The 22,149-nt window shown below is 41.5% G+C and carries 17 protein-coding genes; 3 read left to right on the forward strand and 14 right to left on the reverse strand.

All coding sequences use genetic code 11. From position 1 onward, the window contains the following. Positions 1–104 precede the first annotated feature (104 nt). The 9 genes from bamA to rpsB all read right to left on the reverse strand — a co-directional run bounded on the left by bamA (position 105) and on the right by rpsB (position 10,305). Entirely contained in the window at positions 105–2,567 is a 2,463-nt protein-coding gene (bamA, locus tag ACAY00_RS09265; RefSeq protein ID WP_371372730.1) for an outer membrane protein assembly factor BamA, read from the reverse strand. Positions 2,568–2,618: 51 nt separating this feature from the next. Next, the gene (gene rseP / locus ACAY00_RS09270) at positions 2,619–3,977 is read right to left on the reverse strand and encodes a sigma E protease regulator RseP (RefSeq protein ID WP_371372732.1); all 1,359 of its coding nucleotides are present in this window, start codon (positions 3,975–3,977) and stop codon (positions 2,619–2,621) included. A gap of 2 nt (positions 3,978–3,979) precedes the next feature. Then, complete coding sequence (ispC, locus tag ACAY00_RS09275; RefSeq protein WP_371379661.1) at positions 3,980–5,185, reverse strand: 1-deoxy-D-xylulose-5-phosphate reductoisomerase; 1,206 nt, start codon at positions 5,183–5,185, stop codon at positions 3,980–3,982. Between the two features lie 17 nt (positions 5,186–5,202). Next, on the reverse strand, positions 5,203–6,051 hold the full coding sequence (locus tag ACAY00_RS09280) for a phosphatidate cytidylyltransferase (RefSeq protein ID WP_371372734.1): 849 nt from the start codon (positions 6,049–6,051) through the stop codon (positions 5,203–5,205). A 12-nt stretch (positions 6,052–6,063) separates the two neighbouring features. Then, on the reverse strand, positions 6,064–6,807 hold the full coding sequence (gene uppS, locus ACAY00_RS09285; RefSeq protein ID WP_371372736.1) for a polyprenyl diphosphate synthase: 744 nt from the start codon (positions 6,805–6,807) through the stop codon (positions 6,064–6,066). A gap of 91 nt (positions 6,808–6,898) precedes the next feature. Continuing rightward, entirely contained in the window at positions 6,899–7,456 is a 558-nt protein-coding gene (gene frr / locus ACAY00_RS09290) for a ribosome recycling factor (protein WP_371372738.1), read from the reverse strand. A 22-nt stretch (positions 7,457–7,478) separates the two neighbouring features. Next, positions 7,479–8,216, reverse strand: coding sequence for a UMP kinase (gene pyrH, locus ACAY00_RS09295; protein WP_371372740.1), 738 nt, complete (start codon positions 8,214–8,216; stop codon positions 7,479–7,481). Between the two features lie 407 nt (positions 8,217–8,623). Continuing rightward, entirely contained in the window at positions 8,624–9,475 is an 852-nt protein-coding gene (gene tsf / locus ACAY00_RS09300; protein WP_371372742.1) for a translation elongation factor Ts, read from the reverse strand. Between the two features lie 101 nt (positions 9,476–9,576). Then, positions 9,577–10,305 carry a 30S ribosomal protein S2 gene (gene rpsB / locus ACAY00_RS09305; protein ID WP_371372744.1) on the reverse strand — a complete coding sequence of 243 codons (729 nt, stop codon included), beginning with the start codon at positions 10,303–10,305 and terminating at the stop codon, positions 9,577–9,579. Between the two features lie 410 nt (positions 10,306–10,715). Here rpsB and map point away from each other — a divergent pair, with 410 nt between their 5' ends. From map to dapD, 3 genes are all read left to right on the forward strand, one after another. Then, positions 10,716–11,561, forward strand: coding sequence for a type I methionyl aminopeptidase (map, locus tag ACAY00_RS09310; RefSeq protein WP_371372746.1), 846 nt, complete (start codon positions 10,716–10,718; stop codon positions 11,559–11,561). A gap of 87 nt (positions 11,562–11,648) precedes the next feature. Continuing rightward, complete coding sequence (gene glnD / locus ACAY00_RS09315) at positions 11,649–14,270, forward strand: [protein-PII] uridylyltransferase (protein ID WP_371372748.1); 2,622 nt, start codon at positions 11,649–11,651, stop codon at positions 14,268–14,270. 21 nt (positions 14,271–14,291) lie between these two features. Beyond that, the gene (dapD, locus tag ACAY00_RS09320; RefSeq protein ID WP_371372750.1) at positions 14,292–15,125 is read left to right on the forward strand and encodes a 2,3,4,5-tetrahydropyridine-2,6-dicarboxylate N-succinyltransferase; all 834 of its coding nucleotides are present in this window, start codon (positions 14,292–14,294) and stop codon (positions 15,123–15,125) included. Between the two features lie 107 nt (positions 15,126–15,232). Here the strand turns inward: dapD and ACAY00_RS09325 are convergent, their stop codons facing one another. From ACAY00_RS09325 to lpxK, 5 genes are all read right to left on the reverse strand, one after another. Further along, positions 15,233–16,678 carry a sulfotransferase gene (locus ACAY00_RS09325; RefSeq protein ID WP_371372752.1) on the reverse strand — a complete coding sequence of 482 codons (1,446 nt, stop codon included), beginning with the start codon at positions 16,676–16,678 and terminating at the stop codon, positions 15,233–15,235. Between the two features lie 144 nt (positions 16,679–16,822). Beyond that, positions 16,823–19,789, reverse strand: a complete 2,967-nt coding sequence (locus ACAY00_RS09330; RefSeq protein ID WP_371372754.1) for a TonB-dependent receptor domain-containing protein — start codon at positions 19,787–19,789, stop codon at positions 16,823–16,825. Between the two features lie 410 nt (positions 19,790–20,199). Then, a complete protein-coding gene (gene kdsB / locus ACAY00_RS09335) occupies positions 20,200–20,964 on the reverse strand; it encodes a 3-deoxy-manno-octulosonate cytidylyltransferase (protein WP_371372756.1) in 765 nt (254 codons plus the stop codon). Continuing rightward, positions 20,964–21,149, reverse strand: coding sequence for a Trm112 family protein (locus tag ACAY00_RS09340; RefSeq protein ID WP_371372758.1), 186 nt, complete (start codon positions 21,147–21,149; stop codon positions 20,964–20,966). Before ACAY00_RS09340 ends, kdsB begins: the two co-directional genes overlap by 1 nt. After that, positions 21,139–22,149, reverse strand: a complete 1,011-nt coding sequence (lpxK, locus tag ACAY00_RS09345) for a tetraacyldisaccharide 4'-kinase (RefSeq protein WP_371372760.1) — start codon at positions 22,147–22,149, stop codon at positions 21,139–21,141. The genes ACAY00_RS09340 and lpxK overlap by 11 nt, the downstream gene beginning before the upstream one ends.

Genomic DNA, 22,149 nt, shown 5'->3' on the forward strand with positions numbered 1-22,149 from the left:
TCCTAAATTTTACTATTATTTGTGCTGATCTTGGCCAGCTACTTTATTAAAATTTTTGCGCCCATACCAAGACCTTGGGCGCAGATGATATGCTCAACAACAGGTTAGAATGTCTGACCTATGTTAAAGCTGAAAAACTCGGTATCATCACCATTTTCTGAGTTAATGGTTTTGGCAAAGTTAAAGATCATCGGCCCCATAGGAGATAACCATTGCACCGATAAACCAGCCGATGCACGGAATCTTGTTGGATCTGAATAATCTTCAATTTTTTCATATTCTTTTGGATTTAGACTACGATAATCATCTAAATCAAATTCAGTATCCCAAACGTTACCGGCATCAATAAAGACACTGGTACGGACACTGTTGGCATAGCCCTCATCAAGAAACGGCGTTGGTACGATTAACTCAACTCCACCAATCATTAACGCATTACCACCGACTGAACGTCTTGATATTGAAATCGCGTCTTGATCTGGTGGCAGTACTTCATTACCACTACCAGGGAAGCCTGGCGCTTGGGTTGGGAAGCGATAAATGGCACGCGGACCAACGGTATTGTTTTCAAAACCGCGTAAGGTACCGGCACCACCTGCTCTAAAGTTTTCCCAAAACGGTAATAACTGATCATTACCGTCGATCTCACCATACCCATTGCCGTAACCAAGTTCAAACTTGGCTAATAATGACCAACGATGATCGCGGCTTAATGGGAAATAGTACTTTGAATCGTAATTGATTTTAAAATACTGAGCGTCCGAATTTGGCGCTGTTACCTTCGTTGAAAACACTTGCGATGAACCATCGGTTGGGAAGGTTCCGCGGTTTAGTGTTACTCGAGATAAACTCATGTTTAAATCGAATGTTTCAAAGGTTAATTTGGCATCAGGATCGTTTGGATCTTGGAAGATTTCATAAAATCGCTTAATTTGCTCATACGTTTGCAAATTAGAAATGTCGGAACTCTTATAACCTAAGCCCATACTAAAACGAACGTATTCATTAATAGGGAAGCCAAGCGTTGCACCTGCACCGTAAGAGGTGTTGTTATAGTTAACTAAGTTGGCTTCACCGGCATCAAATTCGCTGTAGAAGATGTTACCACCTAATGACACCCCATCAATTGTAAAGTAAGGATCGGTATAAGAAATATTCGCACTTTGAGAATATTTCATGGTGTTAATCGAGAACCCTAAGCGATTACCTGTACCCAAGAAGTTATTTTGTTGAATACCGGCATTTAAGCTTAAACCTGAGTAAGAACCGTAACCAATACCAGCTGTAAATGAGCCTGATGGTTGCTCTTTTACGGTAAAGTCGATATCAACTAAGTCTTCTTCACCTGCCACCGGTTTGGTTTCAAACTCAACGCTTTCAAAATACGGTAAGCGTTGAATACGCATCTTTGACGCTTCAACCCAGCTATTTGACAACCATGAACCTTCCATTTGACGTAATTCGCGACGTAATACCGACTCAGAAGTCACATCGTTACCGGTAAAGTTAATGCGGTTAACGTAAACACGTTTACCCGGGTCGACTGAAACAACTAACTTAACGGTCTTATCTTCGTCATTAATTTCTGGAATAGTACGAACTTCAGGGTAGGCATAACCAAAGCGACCTAAAAACTTACTGATTGCTTCTTCAGAATAGGTCACACTGGCACCATTATAAAGCAACCCAGAGCGCAATGGTGCTATGGCCTTGATGGCGTTATCATAGCCAGCCAAATCGCCTATAAATTCTACATCACTAACCGTATATTGCTCACCTTCGGTGACATTAAGGGTAATATACACACCCTCTTTATCGGGCGTCATAGACACTTGAGTTGAATCAATATTAAAGCGTAAATAGCCACGGTCTAGGTAGTAGCTCTCGATGGTTTCCATATCGCCTTGCAAGGTTTGCTTTTGGTAGCGATCTTGGGCCATAAAGTCCCACCAAGGAGAGTCGTAGGTCAATTCAACATTTTCCAATAAGGTCGCATCAGAAAAAACGTCGTTACCTACGATATTAATTTGTTGAATCGCAGCGGCATCACCCTCTTCGAAATTAAAAGTCAGGTTAATACGATTGCGAGGCAGGCGGGTAATTTCAGTACTCACATTGGCATTGTACTTACCCACACTATGATAAAAGTCTTCTAGTCCTGATTCAATCCCCGTAAGCACAGAACGGTCGAGTGTTTCACCAACTCGAATACCACTACCATCAAGACTTTCTTGTAATTGTTCATCTTTAATGTCTTCGTTGCCTTCAAAGATAATGTCACTGATGGTTTCGCGCTCTTTAACACGGAAAATAAGGTTATTCCCATCTCGGTATACTTTAATGTCATGAAAGTGACCAGATTTGTATAACGACTTGATGGTTTGTGAAATGCGAAAATCCGTAAGGGTATCGCCAACACTAATAGGGATATGAGTAAGGGCTACACCTAAACCGACACGTTGCAATCCTTTGATTTGAATATCTTGTACTTCGAACTCATCGGCTGCGTGTGCATTACAACCGATGCTGCCTAATAATACTGCTAAGGCGAGTTTTCTTATTATCATAAATTAGTCAACTTTTTTAATACTTATCATTACCGAACATCCGTTCAGTAATTAGAGCCTGGAAATATCGTTAAACAGCGCAATACTCATCAACGAAAGTAAAATTATGGCTCCAAATTTAAAACCTACTTCCTGAACTTTTTCAGGTACGGGTCGGCCACGAATTAGCTCAATAACATAATAAAATAAATGCCCGCCATCAAGGATTGGTAACGGTAATAGATTAATTATGCCCAAATTTACACTTATTAACGCCAGAAAGCTTAAAAAATAAGCAACCCCAACACCCGCACTGCTCCCTGCCCCTTGGGCGATAGAGATTGGTCCGCTTAAATTTTCAACCCCAACCACACCGGTAAATAACTTACCTATCATGTTAAAGCTTAAAGTGATTAAGCGCCACGTGCTTTCAAATGCTTTGCCTATAGCCTCGATTGGACCATAGCTAATGGTGACTTTGTAATCTTCTGGCCAGGGTTCGATCGTTGGTGACACACCAAGATACCCAGACTTGAGACCATCGCTTGTTCCTCGAGTTCCCACGACAAGGTTAATTTTCTCAACTTTCTCGTTTCTAAGCAGTTGCAAAGACACAAGTTGATTTGGGTTTTGTTGAATCATATCAACAAAGCCCTGCCAATTGCCATCTAATTTCTTGCCATTTACTGAGATAATTTCATCGCCAATTTGCAGGCCACCTTTCGCCCCTGCCTCACCATCGATTAAGGCACCAATTGTCGGCAGAATTTTAGGCATATAGGGGACAATCCCTAGGCTTTGCATTGACGTTTCTTGGCTTGGTTCGAACGACCAGTTTTGGCTATTTAATTGATATTGTTTGATATAAGTAGAGTCGTTTGCTTTGGCTGAAATTGTAATTGCGTCGTCGCCGATAACGCTAACTAAGGCCATATTAACCGCTTGCCAATCTGCTGTTTTGTGCTCGTTAACAGCGACAATTTGAGCCCCTGGTTGCATTTGCGCTTGGGCTGCAATAGAGTTGTCTTCAATCTTCCCAATGATCGGCTTTACCCCATCAATGCCAATTAAAAACATCAGATAAAATGCAAAAATAGCGAACAAGAAATTCGCTATTGGACCGGCGGCAACAATCGCCATCCGTTGATATACGGTTTTATTATTAAAAGCAAAAGGCTTATCAGCGGGGTCAACATCGGCCACCCGCTCATCCAGCATTTTGACATATCCCCCTAAAGGAATTAAAGCAATAACAAACTCAGTACCATGTTTGTCATAGGTCTTAAACAACGTTTTACCAAAACCTACGGAAAATCGTTCAACCTTGACATTGCATTTTCTGGCAACCCAAAAATGGCCATATTCATGAACTGTAACTAACAGCCCAAGAGCCACAATAAAAGACAGGGTATTCCAGATTATTTCAAACATGGTTAGCTCACTGTTTCAAGTTGATTTATGTAATCTAGGGCAAGTGTTCGAGCACTTGCGTCAATGGTCATAACGGTGTCTAAGTCGTTGATTTTATGCGCTATATAATATTGCATCACCTTAGCGTTCACTTTACTGATGTCGGTAAAACGAATACGTCGCTCTAAAAACGCTTGTACACTCATTTCATTAGCGGCATTTAACGCGGTACATGCGCCTTGACCTGCTGCACATGCATCAATGGCTAATTTTAAATTTGGATAACGGTCAAAATCAGGGGCAGAGAACTCAAAGTTTTGACACGTAAAGAAATCAAAAGGTTCCACGCCAGCATCAATTCGCTCAGGATAAGCCATCGCATGGGCAATTGGAGTTCGCATATCTGGGTTGCCCATTTGCGCAATAACCGAGCCATCCTTATATTGCACCATAGAATGAATGGTACTTTGCGGATGTAATACCACTTGAATATCGTCTACCGATAAATTAAACAGCCACTTAGCTTCGATAAACTCCAGTCCTTTGTTCATCATAGTTGCTGAATCAACCGATATTTTTTTACCCATATCCCAATTAGGATGAGCACAGGCCTGTTCTGGTGTAATCTTATCAAACTCAGACAACGGCAAGGTTCTAAAAGGCCCACCAGAGCCGGTTAGCAAGATTTTGCTGATCCCTGACTGATTAATGTTAGCAACACCAATATTTTGCTGTTGCAGGGGCGGTAAACATTGGAAAATGGCGTTGTGTTCGCTATCAATCGGTAACAATTGAGCCGTTGATTGCTTCAGCGCATCAATAAAAATTTGCCCCGAGGTCACTAAGGCTTCTTTATTGGCAAGCAACACTTTCTTATTCGCTTTAACCGCCGCCAAGGTCGGTAACAACCCCGATGCACCGACTATTGCGGCCATCACAATGTCGGTACCTTGGGCACTGGCAATATCTACCAAAGCTTGCTCGCCCGACAATACCTCAATATTTTCGAGTTGATGCGCACTAAGCGCTTGTTTTAGCATAAGAGCCGCTTCGTTATCGGCCATCACGACCTGCTTTGGCTTAAATTGAACACAAAGCTGACACATTTTTTCCACTGATCTATTGGCGCTCAAACTGACAACTTGATATTTATCTGGATGACGGGCAATAACATCTAACGTGCTGTCACCTATCGATCCGGTAGCACCTAAAACACAGACGGTTTGCAACATAGGGTTCAAACCTCTTACCAACCAAACAACATGTAACAAAGAGCAAAAATAGGTGCGGTTGCGGTTAAGCTATCAATACGATCTAAGACACCACCATGGCCTGGTAAAATTGAACCACTGTCTTTGATACCAGCTTGACGTTTTAGCATGCTTTCGGTTAAGTCACCAACAACAGATACGGTACTAATGAGCAGGGCTAAAGCAATGGTCAGCAATATTTGTTGGCCATCCCATTGATTACTTACACCAACAATGAGGGCAACAACGGCAGCCGCCACATTACCACCAAAAAAGCCTTCTCGCGTTTTCCCCGGACTGACATTTGGCATTAATTTATTTTTACCAAACCCTTTACCCGCAAAGTAAGCGCCAATATCAGCACTCCAGACAAAAGCAAATAAAAGTAAAATCAGGTAAACACCATCATCACTGGTGCGCAAGGTTAAAAAGGCTAACCACGTTGGGGCAAGCGTTAAAAAGCCAAATAAACCGCGAATACGGCGTTTATTACACCAGAAATTGGAATAACGAGGATATTTAAAAATCATAAATATACAAAACGCCCACCAAAGTGCCGATACCGCTAACACGGCTTGAGCGTATGGATTTAACGAGCCATCGGTTAACCATAATTGCTCCGGTGGCACTATCACCCACAATGCGATGATCGAGAAAACCAGCCCAGTAACAAAGCTGATTCGACGTTTGGTGGTATCAAAGCCCATTAAAGGCCCCCACTCCCAACCGCCAATCGCCAAAACGATTAATAAAATGGCCGCTAAATATTGCGGTGAAAGGTAAAATATGGCGGCTATGGCAAGAGGTGCCAGCACTAAAGCCGTTAAAATACGTTGCTTTAACAAAAGGTATTCCTTTTATTTATGAGATTCTCGGATTTGATCACCGGTTTTGCCGAATCGACGTTCACGGTTCGAAAACGACGCGATAGCTTGGTCAAACGATTCTGTTTGAAAATCAGGCCAAAGCTGTTCGGTAAAGTACAATTCAGCATAAGCCGCCTGCCAAAGCAAGAAGTTGCTGATGCGATAATCACCACCGGTTCGGATCATTAAATCCAAATCGGGTAGATGAGATAAACTCATATGGTTGTTGAGCGTTTGCTCATTAATATGTTCGACGTCTAGCTCGCCGTCTTTGGCAAGTTGAGCTATTTTTTTGGTTGCTTGGCTAATATCCCAACGACCGCCATAATTGGCAGCAATTGACAGCACCATAGCATCATTATTTTTTGTTAGTTGCTCTGCGTCTGTTATTTTTTGTTTTAACTTATCTGAGAAACGACTCTTATCGCCAATTAACTCAAATCGGATACCGTTTTTATGCAAGCGTTTCACTTCACGTGTTAACACAAACATAAACAGTTCCATCAATACGGTAACTTCTTCTTCTGGCCTTTTCCAGTTTTCACTGCTAAAAGCAAAAAGTGTCAAGGCTTTGATACCAAGTTCACGAGCACGAGTAACGCAATTACGTACCGACTTTACACCAGCTCGATGACCTGCAACTCGCCCTTTCCCTTGTGACTGTGCCCAACGGCCGTTGCCATCCATGATAATCGCCACATGCTGTGGTACGCTCATTGGCTCACTAGTATTCATATAAAATCACTTCGTATGTCAGTTAATACTGAGCCGTAAACAATTGTAAATTTACAACTGTCTACGGCACAATAATGAAAATTAAGTCAGCTTAAATTTCCATTAACTCTTTTTCTTTTGCAGCGGCAAGTTCATCTGCTTTCTTAATGAAATCATTGGTAATTTTTTGAATTTCATCTTCCGCTTGACGTGCTTCATCATCACTGATTTCTTTCTCTTTGTTTAGAGATTTAATATCAGAGTTGGCATCACGACGAATATTACGAATAGCAATTTTACCTGATTCGATTTCACCACCAACAACTTTCACTAAATCACGACGACGTTCTTCCGTTAACGGAGGTAATGGAATACGAATTAAGGTGCCTTGTGAAGAAGGGTTTAAACCTAAGTCAGACTTCATAATCGCTTTTTCTACCGCACCGATCATGGTTTTATCAAATACGGTAATTGCAATTGTGCGCGCGTCTGGCGTTGAGATATTACCAACTTGAGATAAAGGTGAATCTACACCATAGTATTCAACAGTGATGTTATCCAACAAAGAAGCGTGCGCACGACCAGTACGAATTTTATTTAATTGACCTTTTAACGCTTCAATACTTTTACCCATGCGGGTTTGAGCATCTTGTTTAATTTCGTTAATCAAAATGAGATTCCTTTTATCTTATTTAAAGTTTTGCTTCATGGTCGATCAGAGTCCCCTCTTCACTACCTAAAATAATTGATTTTAATGCGCCTTCTTTATTCATGTTGAAAACACGAATTGGCATTGAATGGTCACGAGCTAAGGTAAATGCTGCAAGGTCCATTACTTTTAATTCTTTTTCTAGTACGGAGTCAAAAGACAGCTTAGAATAAAGTTCTGCTTCTGGGTTTTTAACCGGATCATCGGAGTAAATGCCATCGACTTTGGTACCTTTAAATACGGCATCAGCTTCAATTTCGATACCACGTAAACACGCTGCAGAGTCGGTCGTAAAGAATGGGTTACCAGTACCAGCGCTGAAAATAACGACACGGCCAGATTTTAGTAGACTGATAGCTTCTGCCCAGTTGTAACTGTCACAAACACCGGTCAAGTCAATAGCAGACATCAAGCGAGCATTTACAAAAGCGCGATGTAATGCATCACGCATGGCCAAGCCGTTCATTACGGTTGCCAACATGCCCATTTGATCACCAACAACTCGGTTCATTCCAGCTTCTGCTAGGCCCGCGCCACGAAATAGGTTACCACCGCCGATAACAAGACCAACTTGCACACCCATCTCAATAAGTTCTTTAATTTCTTGTGCCATACGGTCAAGAACCGCAGGATCGATACCAAAGCCCTCACTGCCCATTAAGGCTTCACCACTTAGTTTCAGTAAGATTCTACGATATACCGGTTTTGGATTGGAGGCCATATTCTAAACATTCCTGTGATAACTGTTATAAAAGGTTTTAATTGCCATTAAAACTAAAAATTGTTTCGTTCGGTTGGCCTGTTAAAAATTATTTAAGCAGGTAAAAAACAACCGTAATTCAAACCTATTTTTTGAATCGAGCTATTTTAATACCAATTAGATTTTTTATCTACTGACTGACCGACATTAATGGCAGAAATCGCCCTATCGATCGGCTAAAATCGACAAAAAGCCAACTAATTTACACCGTTCACGTTGACAACATCAATCTAAAATAACAATGTTTGGTTGAACATTGCTTAAGATTTAGGCAAAAAAAAAGCTTAACGCCTGAGGCATTAAGCTTTTTATCACTGAGTAATGAAGCTATTCAACTTCATTGCTTGTGTTTGTACATTTAAAAGCGATTACTCGCCTTTAGCTGCCGCGATTTGTGCTTCTACTTCAGCAGCGAAATCTTCAGTTTTCTTCTCGATACCTTCACCCACTTCTAAACGGATAAAGTTGCTTACTGATACGCCTTTTTCTTTAAGAATGTCACCAACAGTACGCTTTGGTTCCATGATGAAAGCTTGACCAGTTAGAGAGATCTCGCCAGTGAATTTCTTCATACGGCCAGAAACCATTTTCTCAGCGATTTCAGCAGGTTTACCTTCGTTCATCGCGATTTCGATTTGGATAGCTTTTTCTTTCTCAACTACGTCAGCTGGAACGTCAGATGGGTTAACGTACTCAGGCTTAGAAGCAGCAACGTGCATAGCAACGTGCTTTAATGACTCGGCATCACCTTCACCAGCAACAACAACACCGATAGTGCCACCGTGGATGTAAGATGCTAATGCAGTGCCTTCGATAAACTGGATGCGACGAATGTTGATGTTTTCGCCAATTTTAGCTACTAGAGCAACACGAGTTTCTTCAAAGTGAGCTTGTAACTCTTCAATTGAAGTTTTGTTAGCAATGGCGTAATCAGCAACTTCGTTTGCGAAAGTTAAGAAGTTAGAGTCTTTTGCTACGAAGTCAGTTTGACAGTTAACTTCAACAAGAGCAGCTACACCTTCAGCTTGCTTGATGATGATAGCACCTTCAGCAGCGATGTTACCAGCTTTCTTAGCCGCTTTCGCTTGGCCAGATTTACGCATGTTTTCAATCGCTAGTTCGATGTCACCATCAGTTTCTTGTAATGCTTTTTTACAGTCCATCATGCCCGCGCCAGTGCGGTCACGAAGTTCTTTAACTTGTTTAGCAGTAATTGCCATGAGTCAATTCCTTAATTTGTTTGATTCATTTAAAAAAGAGGTAAGTAAATTACTTACCTCTTGAGCTTTAAAAATTAAAACGAACTTTCGTTAGCGTTTAATTATTCAGCTTCGATAAAACCGTCTTTTTCTGCTGCAACAGCAATGTTTGCTTCACGACCTTCAACAACTGCTTGTGCAGCTGACTCTAGGTATAAGCTTACAGCACGGATTGCATCGTCGTTACCAGGGATGATGTAATCAACACCGTCTGGGTTAGAGTTAGTATCAACTACAGAAATTACTGGAATACCTAAGTTGTTAGCTTCTTTAATGGCAATGTGCTCATGGTCAGCATCGATAACAAATAATGCATCTGGAAGACCGCCCATGTTTTTGATACCACCTAGGCTCTTCTCTAGCTTTTCCATTTCACGAGTACGCATTAATGCTTCTTTTTTAGTTAAAGCATCAAAAGTACCGTCTTGGCTTTGGTTTTCAAGATCTTTTAAACGCTTGATAGATTGACGAACTGTTTTCCAGTTAGTCAACATACCACCTAACCAGCGGTGGTTTACGTAGAATTGATCACATTTAACAGCTGCTTCTTTAACAGCGTCGCTTGCTGCACGTTTAGTACCAACAAATAAAACTTTACCTTTCTTAGCAGAAACTGATTCTAAGAAGCTTAAAGCGTTGTTGAACATAGGAACAGTTTGCTCAAGGTTGATGATATGAACCTTGTCACGTGCACCAAAAATGTAAGATTTCATTTTTGGGTTCCAGTAACGGGTTTTGTGACCGAAGTGAACACCGGCCTTAAGCATGTCGCGCATTGAAACGTTTGGCATTGTATATATCCTCTTGGGGTTATGCGTTCATACATTCCATATTACCGACCTATATTGACTCATGGTCAAGGCACCCCGGAATATGTTTGCCGAATGTATGTGAGTTTATAAATAAAAAATACGTTGGCTTTTATCTAAAAATCCAACTAAATAAGCCGAAAATCAATTTAGATTTCCAGCAGGCGGCGATTTATACCACTTTTCGAGCAAAATTAAAAGTAATTTTTAACCTTTACTTATTTATTATACCCTTAAGTATTCGTAAATAATTCGCCATTTTAATGGTTTTTCAAGTACTCTCGAATAGCAACTATACTCAATCTACGTTATGATTTGCCTTTCAAAAATTTTAGATAAACTTTTATCCCCTGCAGTTGATTCGACTCAGCTGCCTATATTTGAGGAACACAATGAGTATTGCTATCAAAACTCAGGATGAAATTGCAAAAATGCGCATTGCCGGCAAACTTGCTGCCAGCGTTTTAGAAATGATTGAACCGCACGTAAAAGTCGGTGTCACCACAGCGGAGCTCGACCGTATTTGTGCCGAGTACACGGCCAAACACCATGCTTTATCGGCGCCATTAAATTATGGTGCGGATGATGATGGCGAAGGTGGTTTTCCTAAGTCTATTTGTACCTCGGTGAATCACGTAGTGTGTCACGGCATTCCGTCTGATCAAACATTGCAAGACGGTGATATCATCAATATTGATATTACCTGTAAAATCTTCCTTGATTCTGAAGATACCCCAGAAAGTGAGCGACGTTACTATCATGGTGACACCTCTAAGATGTTCTTGGTAGGCAATGTGTCACCAGAAAATCGTCGCTTGTGTCGCATTACTCAAGAAAGCTTGTATGTTGCTTTGAGCAAAGTAAAACCTGGTGCTCGTTTTTCCGATATTGGCGCCGCTATCCAAAAGCACGTTAAAAAAGCCGGTCGTTACGGCATCGTGAAAGATTTTTGTGGTCACGGGATTGGCTGGGTGTTCCATGAAGAGCCGCAAATTTTACACTACAAAAATGCCGACCATAGGGTCATGAAAGAAGGCATGGTGTTCACCATAGAACCTATGATCAATATGGGTAAAGGTGGCACCAAACTTGACCCTAATGATGGCTGGACGGCGTACACCGTCGATGGTAAAAACTCAGCGCAATTTGAGCATACTATTGCGGTAACCAAAAACGGTTGTGAAATTTTAACCCACCGAGCAGAAGAAAAGGATCTGCCAAGAATTATGGTCAATTAATTCTTCGCACTCGCTTGTTTAAGCCTGCACCTTGCAGGCTTTATTGATTCTTTAAAGCCAAATCAACAATAACGAATAGAGAACACAGTGCAAACAAAATCGATTATTCCAGCAGTATTTCAACAAAAGCTTATTATCGCTGCCACCCCGTTAACCACCCAAGACTTTGTTGCTTTAGGCGAAGAGTTTTCGCTCTGGTTAAAGCAAGCTTGGTACACCATAGATGTGACCGATTTGGTTCATGCCAGAGCAGAATATATCGACCTTGTACTGCAGAAGATTTGGGCTCAACATCATTTGGATGAGCATCAAATTTCATTGATGGCCGTGGGTGGCTATGGACGTGGCGAATTACACCCTTTCTCGGATGTAGATATTTTGCTATTAACCCAAGAGAAAGTATCGAAAGAGCTCGAAGATCATATCGGCAGTTTTATTACTCAACTTTGGGATATTCGTCTTGAAATTGGTCACAGTGTTCGCAGCGTGAAAGAGTGCATTAAGCAGGCGAAAAAAGACGTAACCGTGGCGACGAACCTTTTAGAGTCTCGTCGCATTTGTGGTCTTGAGTTATTACCAGAACAATTACTCCCGCATATGCAAAAGCGCGGCTTTTGGCCCTCTGCTGACTTTTTTAAAGCCAAGCGCGACGAACAAGTAAAAAGACATCAGCAATTTAAAGGCGCCGCTTACACCTTAGAACCAAATCTTAAAGCCAATCCAGGCGCTTTAAGAGATATTCAAAACATTAGTTGGGTTGCCTTGAGGCATTTTGAAGCCGATGATTTAAAAGGTTTAGTGGAACATAACTACCTAACCCAAAATGAATATCTAGAACTACGCGAGTGTCAAGACTACTTATGGCGGATGCGTTTTGCCCTGCACATTGTTGCCGGTCGCAGTGAAAACCGATTGTTATTTGATTATCAAGGACCGGTCGCCGAAATGATGGGCTTTGGTGACGATGGCAAAGCGGCCATTGAGCGCATGATGAAGCGATTCTTTCGGGTCATTAACTATGTTGGTGAACTCAATGAAATGCTACTGCAACATTTTCAACAAGCAATTTTAAACGATTTAAGTGCGCAAAAAGAACAAGACTTAGACGATGATTTTTGCTTGGTTGGTAACCTAATTCAGGTAAAACGTAAGGGTGCATTTTCTCGTCCTCACCTTATTATTAAACTGTTTTTGATGATTGCACAAGATCAACGAATCAAAGGCATACATTCAAATACCATTCGTTTATTGCGTAACGCCCGTCGTCGTTTAATTGCCAGTTTAAATGATTACGCTGAGTGTCGTCGTTTATTTATGGAACTGATCAGACACCCTAGAGGTTTAGGTCGCAGTTTCAACCTAATGTATAAGCACGAAATCTTATCCGCTTACTTACCAGAATGGCGAAATATTGTTGGCCAAATGCAATTTGACCTATTTCACGCATATTCGGTCGATGAACACAGTTACCGTTTAATCAAAAACCTTTATCGCTTTTCTTTGGTTGAGCACAATCATGAGTTTCCACTGTGCAGTAAAATCATGCAAGATTTACGCAAACCGGAAGTACTTTACCTTGCGGGTATTTTTCATGATATCGCGAAAGGGCGTGGGGGTAATCACAGCGAACTTGGGGCAATTGATGCTTTAGCCTTTGGTCATATGCATGGATTGAACAAACACGATACCAACATGATTTCTTGGTTGGTAGAACAACACCTTTTAATGTCAGTAACAGCACAGCGTAAAGATATTTCTGATCCCGATGTGATCAATGAATTTGCTAACATAGTGCGAGATGAATCACACCTTGATAATCTTTATTGTTTAACGGTTGCGGATATGCGAGCAACGAATGAAAGCTTATGGAACAGTTGGAAAGCCAACCTACTAGAAGAGCTTTATTACAATACTCGAGCGGCGCTTAGAAGAGGCCTAGAAAAACCGGTTGAAGTGCGCTCACAAATTCGTGAGAACCGCAGCCAAGCACTGCACATTATGGTTGAAAAAGGCATACAAGAAAGCGCTATTTTAGAGCTTTGGAAACAGTTTAAAGCGGATTACTTTTTACGTTACACACCAGAACAAATCAGTTGGCATACTCGCCATATTCTCACCCATGACAAACGAAAACCATTGGTGTTAATCAGTGAAAAGCCGTTTCGAGGAGGCACCGAAGTTTTTGTTTTCACCAAAGACAGGCAAAATATTTTCGCCACTATCGTTGCCTGTTTAGGGGCCAAAAGGTTGTCCATTCACGACGCCAAAATCTTAACGTCAAAAGATGGTTTTACCCTAAATACGTTTGTTGTTTTAGACAATAAATCGGTGCCAATCAAAGACCCATATGTTGCTGATGAAGTAAAGTACGCACTGACTAAGCAGTTAGAAAGGACCGAATATGTCAAAGTCAACCCGCTACCTCTGCCTCTTAAGTATCGACAATTTAACATCCCAACACAGGTAAGGTTTCATCAGCACAAAAACTCTAGGGTAACATCATTAGAAATTGTGGCATTAGATAGACCTGGCCTATTGGCTCAGATTGGCGAAGTATTTCACCAAGTAAAAATTAATGTTCATACCGCTAAAATCACCACCTTTGGTGAGAAAGCCGAAGATGTCTTTATTGTTTCAAACTCGCAGCAACTTGCTCTTTCGCAAGTTGAACAAGATCAATTAGAATCATTACTTTGTAATATGCAATAACACTCATTAACAGGAATATTCATGACCACAGAATTACAAAACATTATTGAATCAGCCTTTGAAAGTCGTGCTAGCATCACCCCTTCCAATGTCAGCCCTGAAATTAAAAACGCCGTACTACAAGCACTTGCTCTACTTAATAAAGGCGAAGCACGTGTTGCCGAAAAAGTAGATGGACAATGGGTGGTCAACCAATGGTTAAAAAAAGCCGTATTGCTTTCTTTTAGAATTTACGACAACCAAGTTATTCATGGCGCAGAAAGCACCTTCTTCGATAAAGTGCCATTAAAATACGATGGCTATGGCCAAGCCGATTTTGAAGCGGATGGTGTTCGTATTGTTCCTGGGGCTTCGGTACGTACCGGTAGCTTTATTGGTAAAAATGTTGTGGTGATGCCTTCGTTTGTCAATATTGGCGCCTATGTTGGCGAAGGTACAATGGTGGATACCTGGGCGACTGTCGGCTCTTGTGCGCAAATTGGTAAGAACGTGCACTTATCCGGTGGTGTAGGTATTGGTGGGGTATTAGAGCCCCTGCAAGCCGGTCCAACCATCATTGAGGACAATTGTTTTATCGGTGCTCGTTCTGAGATTGTTGAAGGCGTTGTGGTTGAACAAGACTCGGTAATATCTATGGGTGTATACATAGGTAAATCAACGAAGATATTCGACCGTGAAACCGGCGAAGTACACTACGGACGAGTGCCTGCGGGATCCGTCGTAGTACCAGGCAACTTACCATCAAAATGTGGTACCTGTAGCTTGTATGCGGCGATCATTGTCAAGAAAGTCGATGCGAAAACATTAGCTAAAACAGGCATCAATGAACTGCTTCGCTCTATTGATAGTGAATAATGACTTTTACCACGCATAGTCGTTAACAGATAAAAACAGGGAGCGTTAGGCTCCCTGTTTTTTTACTACAAACTGAAACAAGTGAAACAAACTCGATGGCAAGGTGACTAGACTAGGTGTAAAGTAAAGTCAGTCATTTTATCTCGTACTGGTTGCGACGATTGCACAGAGTTTTGATTAATTGGTTGCCTTACCTGTTGCACACTGGCAGTGGTTACCACTTGCTTCGATTGATGTGAATGTAAACAGGCCGGTTCAAATTCAAGTTCAAGGTAAGCCAGTAACGAACGAATAACGGCTTCTGGTTGTTGGGTTAGAGCCTCATACTGAATTCGTTGACTTTGTGGTTTAATAAAGGGTTGCCAGTAGCGATTTAAATTGGTTTCGACTTTAAAAAAGCGGCCAATGTCACTGAAATCGTTACTCCATTCCAAGCCCTGGTTAAAGTAAGTGCGAAAACACGACCAAGCCGTATCTTGTAAATCACGGTCAATATGGACAATTTTCGCATCGGGAAATACTTTGGCAATAACCCCTAAATAGCGATTTAAATTCAACGTTTTGTCAACGACAAGAGCGTTGGCGCCAAAGCGAGAAGAGACCAACTGCATATACTGTTGACGAATATTCGCCATAATATGCTGCTGTTCGGCTTCTTGCACGTTGGCTAGCGCTTTGACTTTATCAAAACCTACCGATGACACGGCCATGGTTAATGCATTTAGCTCACCGCCCCCTGCAACAGCGGAATGAGCCGATAAAATGTGTTGGGTAAGCGTGGTGCCCGAGCGTGGTAAACCAATCAAGAATATCGGGGCTTTGTCTGATAAATTACGAAGTGGCTCAACGTCATTAAAGTACTCTGGACTAAAATGGTTAATCAAATCATTACTAATCGCCACATCTCGTTGGCTATCGTATCGGCGTAGCTTTTGCATCAGCGTAGCGCCCTTTTCAAACATTTCAACGCCTTGTTCAACTTGATTTAAGTCCAAATTGTATTTGCCCAGCGCATACCAAAAAGGAATGTCATGTTGAGCATCTTTACCGATAAATGAATCGGTTAATGACGTCATTTTGTTGACCAATTCAGGATGGTCTTGGGCGTTTGTTAAGCTGGCAATAAGTAACCAAGTACTGGCCGATTGTGGACTCAGTTCAATTGCTTTTTTAGCGTGATTAACCGCTTTGTCACTTTGACCAATTTGGCTATAGGCAGTCGCTAAAAAATGTTGATGGGAAAATGAACCGTCAATTGCGTTTAAGGTTAAGACTAACTCTATGGCTTGCTCGATTTTTCCACATTCAGCAATGATGCCTGCGGTTTGTAATACAATGCCTGGGTGCTCAGGATTTTCACCTAAATACATGTAAGCCGCAGCTTCAGCGAGCATGGCTTCATTGATACTTGCGGCGATACGGGCAATACCACCCCAATGCTGTTTTAGCTCAGCATTGGTTTCAATCAGTTGTTTTATTTTAGCAACGGCTGTTGCGCGTTTTTTTTGCTGTAAATCTTGCAAAATTGAATTGGCTAAGGCGATGTCTTTCAAAATGGGATCCTTGTACTGCTAAGACCTAAAGAGAAAAGAAAAGGTAAAAGAGGGTTTAAAATACTGTAACATATTGAGGTTATTTTGCCATAAAAAAACCGGCGTAATCGCCGGTTTTTTAACAATAAAATCTAATTGATTTTATTAGAAACGTACAGATGCACTAAAGCGTACGTAGCGTGGTGTTTGCCAGTTTTGAGCGTTACCGTATGTAGGGCTCTTAACAAAAACGCCTTCTGACGCGTTACTTAAGTTCTCATCATCATAGATTTCATTGAACTCAGTCGCTGTGTCGTTATTGAATACGTTAAATACATCGGCACGAAGCTGTACAGTGTAATCACTGATAGCTAAATCGTATGATGCCGTTAAATCAACATTCCAGTTACTTGGTGTAACACCTTCAGAACCACGAGGTGCTAGCTCACCACCTTTGTAGAATGACTCTGCATCATATAAAGCAGCAAAAGCATCTGTTGGGTGAATACCAAAGGCACTTCTTGGTTTACCTGACTGCCAGCGGAAGTTTAGGCCTACATTAAAGTCATCATTGATTTGGTAAGCACCAAATACTTTAACAGCATGACGACGGTCATTTGGTAAGTTACCGTAACCACCATCTAATAGACCTGGTTGGTCAAAGTTAGTGGTTAGACCCGCATCGTCCTGACCGTTGTCTGAACGTACGTAACCTTCGTTGTTACCCCAGCTGTGTGACCAAGTGTAGCTTGCGCTCATCATCCATTGTTGATCCCATGCACGGTTGAACGTAAAGTCAACAGACGCATACTTACGAACCGCATCTGGGTAACCTAGGTAATCAGCTGGAATAGTGTAAGCTTGTTTCGCTAAAGGACCATCGCCATCTGGGTCAGTGGTCACTGTTAAGTCAGTATTCGGGTTGGTCAACACGTAGTAGTGGAAACCTGAACACTCAGTACAGCTTGCACCAAACTCATCTTCTAAGTACTCATTGAAACCGTAGTCGATTGCAACGTCTTCGATGGTAGTTGAAAGTTCACGGTAAGTACTTTGAACTGCCATGCTCCATGAATCGTTAAGTTGGAATTGGTAACCTAAGATGAACTCATCTGAGTACATAGGGTCGATTGATGAATCAACGATTGCATCAGTTTCTGGCACATCACCATCTGAGTAAACATCAGTTGGACGACCAGGATAAACACCACCATCTAGGTTAGGGATCATTAGACCGTCAGAGCTCATACCATTGTAGTTGTAGTACTCTTGAATGTAAGTTTCTGCACCTGCTAGACGTACGTTCGTATTTGCAGCAACTGGTAAGAAGTAACGACCGTAACTAGCCCATACTTTAGACTCACCGTCACCGTTCACATCCCAAACCATACCTAAGCGAGGTGCCCATTGGTTTTCTAACTTAACAAATGACTCACCAGCACCGTTAAAGTTTTCAAATGAATCATTACGTAAACCTAGGTTTAATACTAAGTTATCGGTAACTTGCCATTGATCTTGTACGTAAAATGCGAAGTTTTCTGAGTCAAACTCACCACCTGCTTGGTACGTACGGTGACGAACGTAGCGAACAGTTTCGTTGTCTTCTTCGTAAACGTATAGGTAGTATGCACCACCAGAGTTCAGGGTAATATCACTTGCAGTTAACTGTTCAAAGTCAACACCGAAACGAATTTCGTGATCGCCTAGGTACCAGTCTGCATCGATACGGTACGCTTCACGCTTATCGTCACCTTGACCAAAGCTAAAGTTAGCCCAATCACCACCAGGAACCCAAGAACCTGTTGACGAGTAGTAGCTGTATACTGCAGGGTTTGAATCCAATGCAGATACAGAAGTACGGTCGTATTTGTTGATACCGTATTGAGCAGATACAGAGAAGTCATCCGTTAAAACAGAGGTGTATTTTACGATGTAGTTATCACCACCTAGTTTATCAAAACCAACTCTACCTTCACCTTCTCTAACACCGTCATAAGCATCAAATGTAGTGGTTGTAACAGTACGCTTATCAGAGAAACCAGTTAACTCAATGATGTTGTTTTCATTGATGTACCAATCGATTTTAGCAGCCCAGAAATCGTCATCCATTTCTTGAGTGTATTCACGTTGGAAGATAGAACCATCACCAAGTGTAGATTCGCCGCCGTTATAATCGAACTCATCTGAGCGTGGGCTATAAAGACCGTAAAAGAATAAAGTATCTTTGATTAACGCACCTGATGCCCAAACGTTAACTTCTTGGAAATCATTGGTATCAGCAGTGTTATCAACATAGTAAGTACCATCTTCACGTTTTACTGAAGGCTTGTTAGCACGAAGTGCATCTGGTTCCCAGTATACGTTTACACCCGCTTTAAATTCGTTGGTACCAGATTTGGTTTTGGCGTTAATAACACCACCTGTTACACGACCGAACTCTGCTGAGTAACCACCCGTTTTCACTTCAAATGTGTCGTACATTTCAAATGGAGGGCGAGATGAGCCAACACCGGTACGGAAGTTAGTGATGTTTAGACCGTTGATGTAGTATGCATTTTCAGCAACTGATGCACCACCGATAGTCGGGTTGTTACCAAATGCTGTATCACCTTTTGCCGTACCTGGAGCAAGTAGAGCAACACCGGTAAAGTCACGAGATACAGGTACTTTATCAAGGGTTAATGAGTCAACAACGATACCCGTTGAAGAGCTGGTGATATCAACCATAGAGATGGCGCTACCACGAACTTCAATACGTTCAACGTTATCGGCAACCATGGCAATGTTTAAGTTAACTTTACCTGCAAGACCAACAACAACGCTTTTAAATTCTGAAGCTTGGAAACCAGCTTTTTCAGCAATGATGTCGTATTTTCCTGGAGGAAGAAGTGGGAAACGGAAAGCACCACTGCCACTTGACACTACGGTACGCTCTAGGCCTGTTTCAACGTTTTTCACTTTAATGCTAACAGCAGATAATACTTCACCCTCTTGAGTGATTGAGCTACCAGTAATGTAACCGGTTGTATTATTCGCAACTGCAGGCATTGATGCGCCTAACGATAAAGCAACTGCAGCAGCAGCGGCCGAACGTTTAAAGGTCGTAGTAAAACCTTCACTATTTTTATACATTTTCTACCCTATTAGATTAGTATTGTTATTGTATATTTTTATAATTTGAGCTTTTAACAAAAAGCTAATAATAAAATTACATATTTAAATGTTTAGATCAAGCTTTGTTACAAACAGGTAAGTAAAAAGTGAAGTATATATTCTAAAAAAAACATTAATAAACAGTAAGCAATTGAATTAAAAGGTTATTTTTAAGCCGAGCAGATCGTTCAAAGAGTATACAAATGGATACAATTTAATAAGTTAACAAAGGTTTTTAAGCTATTTGGGATCAAAAAAGCTAACAACAGGCTATTTATTGCACAATTCAGATTTAAAAATATTACGAGATTGTTAAATTTTCATGGCAGGAAATGTAACAAGAGCGGTAAAAAACTATTTAAAAGGCCTGAGTAGGCCTTTTAAGGAGGTTATAAAGTATTGGCGAACTGCCTAGCTTTTTCAAGATCTTCTGGCGTATCCACGCCCTCAACGGGTAACCGAGTTTGCGCAACTTCAACATGAATTTTTTCACCCTGCCAAAGTACCCTTAATTGCTCTAGGGCTTCAATGTGCTCTAACGCACTGGCTGGCCACTGCACATATTCTTTAATAAAACCAGCGCGGTAGGCATAGATACCAATATGGCGCAAATAAAAGTCACCGATCTGAGTGATCGGTTTTTGGTTTAAAAAACCATCGCGATGATATGGGATGGTGGCTCGTGAGAAATACAATGCGTAGCCATTTTTATCGCACAATACTTTTACTGCATTAGGATTAAAGGCTTCTTCTACACTGTCTATTTTGACTGCTAACGTTGCCATCCTTGCTTGGGTTGCATTGGCCAAATTAGTGGCAACCTGGGCGATATTCTCACTGGGTATAAAAGGTTCATCGCCTTGCACATTCACAATGATTTCGTCATCATCAAACTGATACTGCTCAACCACTTCGGCTAAGCGCTCAGTACCAGATTGATGATCAGAACGAGTACGACAGACTTCGCCACCAAATTGTTCGACCGTTTTCGCAACGAGATCGTTGTCGGTCGCAATAATGACTCTTTTTGCACCTGATGCTAATGCTTTTTCACTCACCCATTGGATCATAGGTTTTCCTGCTATATCAGCAAGAACCTTACCGGGTAAACGGGTCGATTGATAGCGGGCTGGAATAACAACGGTAAAATTCATTAGTTTTGCTCTGCTTCGGTTAAACGTCTTGCTTCGACTTCCAGTAACACTGGGATATCTTTTTCAATAGGATAGGCTAAACGATCAAACTTACAAATCAATTCGTTGGTGGTTTTATTTAAATCAAGCTTCCCTTTGCACACAGGGCAAGCAAGGATTTCAATTAATTTAATATCAAAGGCCATAATTATTACATCTCGTTATTATTAGTTCGATTAATTGCTCGCCTTGCTTTTGGTCAAAGCGAGCATCTACAGGCAAATACCAGGCATTATCACTGACCAGTCCTTGGCATTTTACCGCATCTTTTTCGGTCATAAGTAAAGGTATGTTAGCATCTAGTTGGTCAAAATCTGAGGACTGAAATTGATGATGATCGACAAACCCCAGTGATTGCGCTAATGGCAGTTTTAGCCTCAATAAGGTATTAAAAAATCGCTGTGGATTACCAATACCGGCAATCGCATTCACTTTCCCTATGGGCTTTATTAAGGCGTTAAATTGTTCAAGGCTAAGCTGTTGCCCAGAATTAATGTTAATGACTTTGTTTGCCGATAATGACATCGCGAGTTCATCTACATCGGCCAAACCGCCATTGACAATCACTCTATCGACGGTATTTAATCGCCAAATGCCTTCTCGAAGTGGACCTGCAGGTAATAACCAACCATTGCCATATCGACGCTTCCCGTCAATGATAACCAATTCCACGTCTCGTTTTAATCGATAATGTTGCAAACCATCGTCGCTTATCACCACATTACAGCCAAGAGAAATAAGCTGTTCAACACTTTTAACACGATCGGAGCCAATAACAACCGGCACCTCAGTACGCTGATATATTAATACTGGCTCATCGCCTGCTTCTTTGGCACTGACGTTGGCACTAACCACAAACGGGGTATCGGTAACACTACCACCATACCCTCGGCTAATAACCCCAACCTTAAAGCCTTTGGCTTTTAGCTGCTCAACCAAATACACTACCACGGGCGTTTTGCCATTACCGCCAACCCCAATATTACCGACTATCACGACGGGTACGGGTAATTTGGGTTGTTTCAATAAATGACATCGGTACGCCATTCTGCGTAATGCAGAAAGGGCCCAAAATATCGGTGTTAAGAGCAATAACAACCACTTTATCGGATGATTTTGATACCAAGCTCGTTCAATTAATCGCAT

The organism is Thalassotalea sp. 273M-4, from assembly GCF_041410465.1.
Lineage (GTDB): Bacteria > Pseudomonadota > Gammaproteobacteria > Enterobacterales > Alteromonadaceae > Thalassotalea_A > Thalassotalea_A aquiviva.

What these genes read in the sequence shown, in the direction of transcription:
- bamA (WP_371372730.1), bottom strand. Translation starts at nt 2,567, where the DNA reads ATGATAATAAGAAAACTCGCCTTAGCAGTATTATTAGGCAGCATCGGT.
- rseP (WP_371372732.1), bottom strand. Translation starts at nt 3,977, where the DNA reads ATGTTTGAAATAATCTGGAATACCCTGTCTTTTATTGTGGCTCTTGGG.
- uppS (WP_371372736.1), bottom strand. Translation starts at nt 6,807, where the DNA reads ATGAATACTAGTGAGCCAATGAGCGTACCACAGCATGTGGCGATTATC.
- pyrH (WP_371372740.1), bottom strand. Translation starts at nt 8,216, where the DNA reads ATGGCCTCCAATCCAAAACCGGTATATCGTAGAATCTTACTGAAACTA.
- tsf (WP_371372742.1), bottom strand. Translation starts at nt 9,475, where the DNA reads ATGGCAATTACTGCTAAACAAGTTAAAGAACTTCGTGACCGCACTGGC.
- rpsB (WP_371372744.1), bottom strand. Translation starts at nt 10,305, where the DNA reads ATGCCAAACGTTTCAATGCGCGACATGCTTAAGGCCGGTGTTCACTTC.
- map (WP_371372746.1), top strand. Translation starts at nt 10,716, where the DNA reads ATGAGTATTGCTATCAAAACTCAGGATGAAATTGCAAAAATGCGCATT.
- dapD (WP_371372750.1), top strand. Translation starts at nt 14,292, where the DNA reads ATGACCACAGAATTACAAAACATTATTGAATCAGCCTTTGAAAGTCGT.
- ACAY00_RS09330 (WP_371372754.1), bottom strand. Translation starts at nt 19,789, where the DNA reads ATGTATAAAAATAGTGAAGGTTTTACTACGACCTTTAAACGTTCGGCC.
- kdsB (WP_371372756.1), bottom strand. Translation starts at nt 20,964, where the DNA reads ATGAATTTTACCGTTGTTATTCCAGCCCGCTATCAATCGACCCGTTTA.
- ACAY00_RS09340 (WP_371372758.1), bottom strand. Translation starts at nt 21,149, where the DNA reads ATGGCCTTTGATATTAAATTAATTGAAATCCTTGCTTGCCCTGTGTGC.
- lpxK (WP_371372760.1), bottom strand. Translation starts at nt 22,149, where the DNA reads ATGCGATTAATTGAACGAGCTTGGTATCAAAATCATCCGATAAAGTGG.